Origin of the sequence: Flavobacterium sufflavum, assembly GCF_004016525.1 — a bacterium.
GTDB lineage: Bacteria > Bacteroidota > Bacteroidia > Flavobacteriales > Flavobacteriaceae > Flavobacterium > Flavobacterium sufflavum.
Map to the genome: position 1 here is coordinate 1 of NZ_SACJ01000022.1, position 1,924 is coordinate 1,924.

Annotated in this window: 1 protein-coding gene; it reads right to left on the reverse strand. The window is 38.6% G+C overall.

Features of this window, described 5'->3' with window-relative positions:
* On the reverse strand, positions 1-1,924 hold a 1,924-nt coding region (locus tag EOD40_RS17820; protein ID WP_164905512.1), incomplete at both ends, for a glycoside hydrolase family 35 protein.

Here is a 1,924-nt window from a genome sequence, read left to right on the forward strand (position 1 = left end):
GTCCAGGCAGTTGACCAAAAAGTAGATTCCTGCTGGTCGAATATTTTTTCAGCCGAATAATTTCCTACCGAAACCTCTTCACTATCTGCATATGCAATTTTCCATTTGGAACGGTTTACCGCCAAACCATCAGTGCCAATCAGTTCCAATTCGGCAATACTGCTGCTTTGATCTTTAGGATTCTGGGAATCTAATGCCTCAAAACAAAAATACTGTCCTTCAAATTCCTTATTGAAAATTACTTCTTTCCAACCTTGTCCGCTACTTAACACTCCTTCATTGGCAGGAGTTTCAGCAGATAAATCCAGCGTTTCTCCTTTTTTGCGGTGTAAAAGCGATTCGTCTATCACTATTTTGTCTAAAACAGGAACAGTAACACCTTCCGTTTGGGCTTTTACTGGAGTTTCTAAATCGAGAATTATGATTTCATTCTTTCCTTTTTTCAACCAACATCCCGGCATATAAAGGGTTTGCTGTGGACCAATTTTCCAATAACGACCTAAATTATATCCGTTTACCCAAACCATTCCTTTGCCCCAAGTACTCATGTCAATATAAGTGTCACCTGTAGTTTTTAAATCAAAAGTGGCTTTGTACCAGGCTGGTCCATTGGCTTTTTTATTCTTGAATTTCAATTTTTTCTGGAAATCATAATCCACCGGAAAATTAAAAACTTCCCAATTTGTCAAAGTCGTTGAATTGGAAGACACCAACATTTCCACTTTCTCGGTAATTCCTTTTCGATCAATAATGGTTTTTCCGTAATTAACGCGTCCATTGGCGTCAACCAAAATATCCAAAACATCGTCTTTTTTTACAGCAGGAATTTCAATGGTATTTTCGTCTTTACGACGATCCAAATTCCCTATAAACTTTCCATTGACATAAATGTTTGCCCAATCATGCAAATCGGTAATTTTTAATTTAAAAGCCGTTTTAGATTCCGGTAATTTAGTACGATACAAAATTCGTCCCCAGCCTTGGTTAAAGGCTTCCATCGGTTTTATAGCTTCTGTTTTATTAGCTTTCGGAAGATTTTCGAAAAGCGATGCCGTTTCATTAAATGTAATTTTAGGAATCGAAATTACAGGATAATTTGCCGGTGGCTCGGGAATTGTTTCTCCCGGATTCAGATAATTTTTCATCAAATCGCGAACCGCATAGAACTTGTCTGTAGGTTGTCCGGCCTCATTTATAGGAGCATTATAATCATACGAAGCGACCATAGAACCAAAAGGAGGTGCATTGGCTCCACCCCATTGCCCAAACGAAGTACCACCATGAGCCATATACAAACTAAAGGAAATCTTGCGATCCAGCATATCTTTCAAACTACCTATAAAACTGCTTATAGATCGGGTTTCATGTGCTCTTCCCCAGTAATCGAACCAGCCTGTCCAATATTCGCTGCACATCAACGGAGCTTTAGGATAGACTTCCTGATATTTTTCAAACTGCTTTTCGATATTCGAACCAGCCCCAAAATTTAATGCCGTATATACTCCGTCTACATCATATTTAAAAAAGTTAGAACTCCAGTCGCAACGGAACAATTGAACTTTGTCAAATCCTGACGCACGGACAGCATCACGCACCTTACTCATATAGGCAACATCATTTCCAAAAACACCATATTCATTTTCGACCTGAACCATGATGATATTTCCGCCATTTTGAATTTGGTACGGAGCTAATTCTTTGCCTACCTGTTTTAAATAATTCATGGAACGCTCGATGAAATACGAATCATTTAAAGTACGCACCTGAATATCATTTTTTTTCAACAGCCACCAAGGCAAACCTCCCATATCCCACTCAGCACAAGCATAAGGACCGGGACGAACAATACAATACATTCCGTTTTTTTGAACGAGTTTTACAAATTCGGCTACATCTTTTTGTCCCGTAAAATCAAATTGATCAG